Genomic DNA, 7,604 nt, shown 5'->3' on the forward strand with positions numbered 1-7,604 from the left:
ATACAGCGGGTTGGCGATACGTGCGGGAACAAGGCCGTTGCTGCCATCGTACCCATATGCGCTGTTGGAAGATGCCCAGCTGGCAAGATAATCGTAGTAACCGATATTATCGCTGCCCACGGAACCGTAGCTGCCGCGGAGCTTACCATGTGTGAGCCAGGTGAACTGCTTCATCCAGTTTTCGTCGGAAAATACCCATGCCGCGCCTACGGCGCCGAAATTACCCCAGCGGTTATCCGGACCGAAGCGGGTGGAACCGTCGCGGCGGAAGCTCGCATTCACGATATACTTGCCTTCCCAGTTATATGTAACGCGACCGAACACTGAGTTGTAGCGGTACATATAATAGGTGAGGTTGGTATTGCGAACAGATGCGGAATCGGGAATATGCAGGAAATCATCGCTCGAGAACTTACTTGCGTCGGTACGTTGACCGTCGCGCACATTCTCCTGCCAGCTGGCGCCGGCCATCACGGTAAGCTCACCTTTCGCGATGGTACGCTTATATTCAAGCTGCGGTTCAACGATCCAGGAATGCGCTTTCATTTCTCCATAGCTGGCCTGGCTGCCGGTAGAAGTTACCGGGTTGAGGGTTTTATTCGGGACAAGCGACTGCTGATCCATCGTGTTATGCGTATAACCGCCTGTTACCTTCGCGGTCAATCCGTCGATGATCCTGTAACGGATCTCTCCATTCGTCAGCAGGTTACGGGTTTTGGATTCGTATCCGCGACCCAGCGGAGCAATGGGATTCTGGTCGTTGGCGAACCAGTAATAATTACCATTGCCATCGAACTCTGGATAGTTAGGCGCGAGATTGTATACATAAGACATATCGCTGGACAGGGAATTGTTTTTCTCCCCGCTGTAGCTGGCAGAAGCCCTGAATCCGAAACGATTGTTTTTACTGTTATGGTCGAGGCTGAAATGGCCGGTTCCGCGGTTATATGCGAGATCGTTGGGCAGTACGGTGCCTTCTTTTCTCCAGGTGCCGCTTGCCATGTAGCGGGTTTGCGCATTACCGCCGGAGATGGATAGCTGCGCTTCCGTTTGTTTTGCAGTGTTGCCTATCAGGCGTTTCTGCCAGTCGTTATTATCCGTCTGGCTCCAGGTAAGGAGGTCCGGCGCATTTTCGGTGTTGGGCACGATCCTGGGATCGATGAGGACGTCACTGGCAAATGCTTCTTTGCGCATTTCGAGGAATTCGGATGTGCTGAGCATCGGCATGCGGTTTACCACCTTGCTGCCGCCGCTATATACATTGGCGTTGATCCTCATTTTGCCGGTCTTCCCTTTTTTGGTGGTGATCATTACTACGCCATTGGCTGCGCGCGAACCGTATATCGCGGTAGCATCCGCGTCCTTCAACACGTCGATCCTTTCGATATCGGCCGGATTGATCGCCGCGAGCGGGCTTTGGTTACCGCCCGCTACAGGAATGCTCGTGTTCATCGGCGCATCCAAATAAGGCACCCCGTCGATCACATACAGCGGACCGTTGGCCTGCAGCAGCGAGTTCTGGCCGCGGAGGGTCACGTTGAACGTAGTGCCGGGCAGGCCGCTGTTGGAAGTGATGAACAACCCGGGAACGCGGCCCTGCATGGCGGCGAGCGGGTCGGTAACAGGACTGGTGGAAAGGTCTTTGCTTCTAACGGAAGACACGGAACCGGTGAGGCTCTTGCGCACGGCGGAGCCATAGCCGATCACCACCGCTTCGTCGAGCGCGCTGATATTCGGTTTGAGGCGGATGCTGAGCGCGCCGGCGCCTACGGTCACTTCCTGCGCTTCGTAGCCGATGTAGCTGATCACCAGCACATCGCCGGGTTCGGCGTTCAGTTTGAATTTACCGTCCACATCCGTGGCCGTCCCGATCTGGGAGCCCTTGATGCGGATGGTGACCCCGGGCAGCGGGGTGCCGTCGGTCCCGGTTATGGTGCCCGTTACCTCCTGTCTGGCTTCTTTGGCGGAAGGAGCAGCAGCGGTTTGTGTTTTGGGTTTGATGAAAATCGTCTTGTCCTTCACGGAGTAATCCAGCGGCTGGTTTTTAAAAACTTCCAGCAGGAAAGATTCCAACGGTTGGTTGCTGGCCTGGATGGTTACCTTGCTTGCATTGCGCAACAGCTCCCTGTCATAAAAAAACAGGTACCCCGTTTGCCGCTTTACGGCACTGAACACTTCTTCCAGCGAGGCGTTCCGCAGTTTGACGGAAACATGCTGGGCATAGGTGGAAGCCGACACGTTCAGGCAGGCCGCCAGGATAAGAAATGCTGTCAATCTCATGATACGTCTGAGTTTGGTTGAGCGCGGCCCCTTTAAAAAACAGGGGCGGGCATGATCGGTCAATTGCATAGATTTGCATTGTCTGGTTAATAGTAATTCGATTCCTTGCTAAAATGCCTGACATTCGCCGGGGGTGGGTCCAATCACCTCCGGTTTCTGTTTTTTTATAATGGTTGTATGATGATTTTCGATCCTTCTATGGTAAATGTCATCCCTGATACCCGCAGCCCTTCCAGCACATCCTGCAAAGGCAGGTTCCGTTGAATCTCGCCGTCGAACCGGCGGTCGGGCACTTTCCCCCTGAATTCAACCTCCACGTCGTACCAGCGCTGTAATTGCCGCATCACGGCGGTGACGCCCGCATTCCGGAAGTAAAACACTTCGTGCCTCCAGGCCAGGGCTTCTTCCATATCCGGCCGCGTTTCCACAACCGGCGCCCCATCCGCAATGGCCGCCTGCTGGCCGGGCTGGAGTTTCTCAGTTTTGCCTCCCGCCGTCACCGCAACAGACCCGCTCACCAGGGTGGCGCGGATAACCGGTTCATCGGTATAGGCGTTGATGTTAAACTCCGTTCCCAGCACGGCCACTTCCGCCTTTCCGTCCACGGCCACCCTGAAAGGCTTCGCCGCATCCGGCCGTACATCGAAGTATGCCTCGCCTGTCAGTTCCACTTTCCGTTCTCCCGGCCCGAAGGCCAGCGGGAACCGCAGGGATGATCCGGCATTCAGCCATACCTGCGACCCGTCGGCCAGCGAGATGCGGAACTGTCCGCCCCTCGGCGTCCGGAGGGTATTGTATTGCAGCTCGCCTGCCTGGCCGCCCGGCTGGTACACCAGCGATCCCCCTTGCTGGGAGGCCGTGGCGCCCTGCTGCGCGAAGGTCTGGTTGCCTGCCCTGTCCAGCGGGATGGTGGTGCCATCCGCGAGCGTGAGCACCGCCTTGCTGGTAGCCGGCAGGATCGTTTGCTGCACGGCGGCGGCAGTCTTTTGGGGTTCCCGCCCCGGCTTCCAGAGCCAGAGCCCCGCCGCGGCGGCCACGGTTATGGCTGCGGCGGCCCACCAGCGGTAAGGCATGCGCTTCACTTTCTCTTCACCTGTTTCCGCCGGGGCGGGAAAGTGTTTTTCAGCGAACCGTTGCCAGGCCGCGCTTTCGTCCGGCGCCCCGTACTTCACCAGCCGGGATTGCAGGGCCGGAGCGTCGGTCATGCGGTTATAAAAGTCCTGGTGCTGCGGGTCGGCGGCCAGCCATTCCTGCAGCTCCCGGGCCTCGGGCTCGTTCAGTTCGCCCCGAAGCTCCTTCAGGATCAATTCGGCGGCTCGTTGTATCAGTTGTGGGTCCAACATCAATTATTTTATATGGATTACTATAGAAACAACGGGTTTGTTATTTCGATGACAAGATTTCCAGGTTTTTTTTGAAACTTTTTTATTTCAGGCCTGAAAAATGGTTCCCTGCCGCTAAGTTCCGGGGTCGGCAAAGCCAGGCAAAAGAAGGGGTCAGCTACCCATCCTACTCATAAGCTACCTGCGGGCTATTTTGTATGAGGGTAAGATACCAGTTGATATGGGATTACCCTCCTTCATACCCGGCGTCAGGATTTTACTTCTCCGGTTAAAATATCCCGGAACTTCATTCGTCCTCAAAAACAACCGTTCTATTACGGCCATCCGCAACTCCCCATGAAAAGATTATTTAAAATATTGAAACGCATGATGATAGTGCTGATCGTACTGGTGGCCCTCCTGGGCATCACCACTTATATTTTTATGAAACGCCCCCAGTTCGGGGCGCTCCCCGAAGGCACCCGCCTCGCCGCCATCCAAAGTTCGCCGCATTTTAAAGACGGGCGCTTCCGGAACCGGGTCGAAATGCCCATCATCACCGCCGGGTACTCCATGACCGGGGAAATCTACAAACCCCTCTTCCGCAGCTTCCCCGACCGCGAGCCGGTAAACCCGCTGCCCTCCGTTAAAACCGACCTCCTCGCCGCCCCGCGCGACAGCGATATGATCGTTTGGTTCGGGCACTCATCCTTCTACCTCCAGCTCGGCGGCGTCCGCTTCCTGGCCGACCCGATCTTCAGCGGCAAAGCTTCGCCCCTGCCCGGCGGGGTCCGCGCTTACAAAGGCTCTGATATTTATACGGCCGCGGATATCCCCGAGATCGACTACATGCTCCTGTCACACGACCATTACGACCACCTGGATTATGAAACGGCCGTGGCGCTGAAAGACAAGGTGAAGCAACCCGAACAGATTATTGAAAAAGACTGGGACCAGCAGCTGGAGATCCAGCCCGGTTTCACGCTCTTCACCGCCTCCACCCACCACGATTCAGGACGTGGATTCACGCGGGGGCAAAGCCTCTGGCTCAGCTTTTACCTCCGCGCCCCGCATATGAGCGTGTATTACAGCGGCGACGGCGGTTACGACGAACGTTTCAGGAAGATTTTCGAACAATACGGCGCGCCCGACTGGGCCATCATGGAATGCGGCCAGTACAACGAAGCCTGGCGCTCGGTACATGAACTGCCGGAAGAAGTAGCTAAAGCCACGGAGGAGCTGCAGGCCCGCAACCTGCTGACGGTCCATCATTCCAAGTTCACACTCGCCCAGCATCCCTGGTACGAGCCCCTGGAAAAAATTACCGCTTACTCCGAAAACAAACCTTACCGGCTGGCAACGCCCATGATCGGCGAAACCGTTCGGTTAAACGATAACTCCCAACAATTTGCACAATGGTGGAAAAACATTCGATAATACCCTCAGTGGATGTGGCCGGTGAAAGCCAGCCAGGCGTAAAATACGGGCAGGAGGTTGCGCTTGAGCAGCCCGGCGCGGATCAGTTTGAGGGCGCGCAGCTTCTGGGTGCGGACAGTGTTGTAGGAAATGGACAGCGCCCCGGCAATCTCCTCGTTCTTTTTCCCCTCCAGGTAGCTCATCCGGAAGATGCGCCGGCATTGGGCGGGGAGCTCGTCGATCTCGCGGTAGAGGCTGGCGATGATCTCCGTTTCAGCGAGCCGCGGGTCAAAAGCACCCAGGTCGGGAAGGGTATCGCCGGCAAGATAGGCATAGTCTCGATCGCGCGATTGTTGCCGTTCCTTTAATTTGAGATGATTGAGGCATGCGTTGCGGACGGATACGTACAACCACGACCGGAGCGCCGCGGCATTGGGGAACTCGGGCCTTTTATCCCAGAGTCGGGAAAATACTTCCTGGATAAGGTCTTCCGCCTCCTGCCAGTCGTCTACGATCGTTCCGGCATAATAGCAGAGCGCCTTGTAATGCTGCTGAAATATCTCCCTGAAAGCATCCTGATCTCCCAGGGCTACCTTGCCCAGCCATTCCTTTTCCGTATTTCTGTCTTCAGACAATTAACTCCCTCAGTTGTTTAGTTCCGGTTCCAAACCTTAAAAATACCAAAAAGCGGCGTTTTTACCCAAAGAAAAGGGCAACCGTTGTGGCTGCCCTTCCTTGTTCTATCCGTAAAAATTTACTTGGTGATGATCTTGTCCAGCGTTTCCTGCGCCAGCGGATGGTAATTGCCACGGTATTTTCCGTAGATGGAACGGGCCATCACCGCGTTCTCCGGCGATTTCATCATCTCCGTATACAACGGCGTGAGGAATTTGCGGCGCCCCACCGTACTGAGGAACTTATCCATACTGGCAAATGCCGGTTTATATCCCGCCGCTACAGACATGATGAACCACTGGTTCGCCACTTCGCTGTTGCCGGTGGCAGTGAAACCGAAGGCCTTGTCCAATTGCTGCATCTGCGCTGGCTGCAACGGCTTCGGCATCTTCCGGAGGAAATGCAGCCATTCGTGGGAAGTCCATCCTGTGGTTTGCAAAGCAATTTCCCCTTTCAGGAACTTCTCCCGCTCCGCGTCCACTTTCTCAAAACGCACCTGCGGCACACGCGGACAATTATCCGGTATACCCGGTCCATACACCCACTCTTTCACGCGGATCTTCGCCGCCAGCGCGGTGTCGCCCTGCAGCAGCTCATTGTTGAAATATTCCAGGAATTGTTCGGTAGACATGGTTTTGAAAGCATGCCCGTTGAAATACCGGTACAGGAAGGTATCGATCTTGTCGCGGCCCACTGTTTCCTCGACCCTGCGCAGGAAATGCGCGCCTTTCTCATACGCGATATCAGTCAGCCCGTCCTCCGCGCTGCGCCCTTTGAGATCGAGCTTCAGCCAGGTATCGCGGTTGTCTTTTCCGATGCTTTCCACGGTTTCCTCCAGGTCCTGGTACCCCAGTTCCCACAACATATCCGCATAATCCGCGCCCATCATGGCTTCCATGATCCTGCGCTCGAAATACACGGTAAAGCCTTCGTTCAGCCAGAAGTCCTCCCAGGTGGCGTTGGTCACCAGGTTGCCGCTCCAGCTATGCGCCAGCTCATGCGCGATGAGCGACACCAGCGAGCGGTCGCCCGCAATAATGGTAGGCGTGGCAAACGTCAGCCTGGGGTTTTCCATGCCGCCCAGCGGGAAGCCGGGAGGCAGCACCAGCACGTCGTATACGCCCCAGCGGTAGGGACCGTACAGTCCTTCGGCCGTTGTCACCATTTTTCCCACTTCAGCGAATTCGTTATGCGCTTTATCGAGCATGGCGGGCTCTGCGTATACACCGGTGCGCCCGTCGATGGCGCGATAGGCTACGTCGCCGGCCGCGAGGGCCATGAGGTAGGCGGGAACGGGCTGGTCCATGCGGAAGTGATACACCCCGCTATCATTTGCCTGGCGCGGATTTTCGGCGCTCATCAGGGCCACGAGGCCCTTGGGAACGCTCACGCGGGCGGCGTAGGTGAAGCGGATACCGGGACCGTCGGGCCCGGGGATCCAGGTGCGTGCGTAGGTCGGCTCCGACTGGGTATAGAGGAACGGTTGTTTTTTACCGAGCGTTTGCGCGGGCTCCAGCCATTGCAGGGCGGTGGCTCCGGGCGCTGTTTTATACCAGATCCGCACGAGCGAATCGTCTTTCTCCACGGGGATGTTCAGCCGGCTGCCGAGGAAAGCCACGGCGGAATCCAGTGTATGCGGCACCGTACGGCCGTTGGCGGTAACGCTGTCGATCGTAAGGCCGTCGGTATCGAGGCGCAGCACGGAAAGGGATTGGGGATTGGCGAAGCGCCAGGCGGCGGAGCCTTCGATCCGGTGCGTGGCAAAGTCGACCCGGATATCGAGATCGAGGTGGCTGACCTGGATGCTGTCTGCATTGGACAGCGTGTGCAGGTCCTTTGCAGTGGCGGAGTTCGTGGTTTCCTTCCGGCTTTCCGGGGATTGGCAGGCGGCGGCGAGGAGCGCCCCTGCCA

The 7,604-nt window shown here is 56.9% G+C and carries 5 protein-coding genes; 1 reads left to right on the top strand and 4 read right to left on the bottom strand.

The annotated features are described in order from the left end of the window. A partial coding sequence (locus Q0510_RS17530; protein WP_298714807.1) for a SusC/RagA family TonB-linked outer membrane protein occupies positions 1-2,280 on the bottom strand: 2,280 nt, incomplete at its 3' end. Positions 2,281-2,444: 164 nt separating this feature from the next. Further along, positions 2,445-3,623: a FecR family protein gene (locus Q0510_RS17535; protein ID WP_298714808.1), complete on the bottom strand. Its 1,179-nt coding sequence runs from the start codon at positions 3,621-3,623 to the stop codon at positions 2,445-2,447. 366 nt (positions 3,624-3,989) lie between these two features. On the opposite strand from Q0510_RS17535, the gene Q0510_RS17540 reads away from it, so the two are divergent. After that, positions 3,990-5,039 carry an MBL fold metallo-hydrolase gene (locus Q0510_RS17540; protein WP_298714809.1) on the top strand — a complete coding sequence of 350 codons (1,050 nt, stop codon included), beginning with the start codon at positions 3,990-3,992 and terminating at the stop codon, positions 5,037-5,039. A gap of 5 nt (positions 5,040-5,044) precedes the next feature. Here the strand turns inward: Q0510_RS17540 and Q0510_RS17545 are convergent, their stop codons facing one another. Together Q0510_RS17545 and Q0510_RS17550 are read right to left on the bottom strand one after the other, a co-directional pair. Further along, the gene (locus Q0510_RS17545; protein ID WP_298714810.1) at positions 5,045-5,653 is read right to left on the bottom strand and encodes an RNA polymerase sigma-70 factor; all 609 of its coding nucleotides are present in this window, start codon (positions 5,651-5,653) and stop codon (positions 5,045-5,047) included. 119 nt (positions 5,654-5,772) lie between these two features. Beyond that, on the bottom strand, positions 5,773-7,604 hold a 1,832-nt coding region (locus Q0510_RS17550), incomplete at its 5' end, for a M1 family metallopeptidase (protein ID WP_298714811.1).

Source organism: uncultured Chitinophaga sp. (genome assembly GCF_937874145.1).
GTDB lineage: Bacteria > Bacteroidota > Bacteroidia > Chitinophagales > Chitinophagaceae > Chitinophaga.